This window comes from Methylobacterium nigriterrae (assembly GCF_037106235.1).
In the GTDB taxonomy this organism is placed as follows: Bacteria; Pseudomonadota; Alphaproteobacteria; order Rhizobiales; family Beijerinckiaceae; genus Methylobacterium; species Methylobacterium nigriterrae.
Genome location: NZ_JBAWTG010000557.1, coordinates 1 through 441 on the forward strand (window position 1 = coordinate 1; position 441 = coordinate 441).

Here is a 441-nt window from a genome sequence, read left to right on the forward strand (position 1 = left end):
GGGCTGTCGACCGGCGGCCCGGCCTGCGTGATGGCCAGGCCGAGCCAGGCGAAGCCCGCCAGCGACAGCAGCGCCGCAAGGGTGATAGGCATGGTCGGCATCGGCAGGACGATGGCCAGGCCGATGCAGAGCGCGACCGAGATAAGCCAGTCCGCGAACAGCACCAGGTTCGCGTCGAGCGACGACCTGACAAGCCGAAGCCGGCGGCGCCACGCCGACCGTTTGCGCCAATCGTTGAGGTGGAAGGTTGCCATCGCTGCCTCCTTCAGTTCAGCACCTGCTCCCCTGGTGCGACACCACTCGGCTTCCGACGCGTGAGTACGAAGGGGAAGCGGCGGCTTGGTTGCAGGACGCGGTGTTCCGGCACCTCGGTGGCCCGACCCGCCGCTGTGACCCCGTCGAGTTCGAGCAAAGCCGCGAGCACCTCGTGAAGTGGCACCG

The 441-nt window shown here is 68.5% G+C and carries 1 protein-coding gene; it reads right to left on the bottom strand.

Features of this window, described 5'->3' with window-relative positions; all coding sequences use genetic code 11:
- The coding region (locus WDW90_RS38225) for a hypothetical protein (protein WP_336492889.1) at positions 1 to 254 on the bottom strand (254 nt) is incomplete at its 3' end.
- Positions 255 to 441 lie beyond the last annotated feature (187 nt).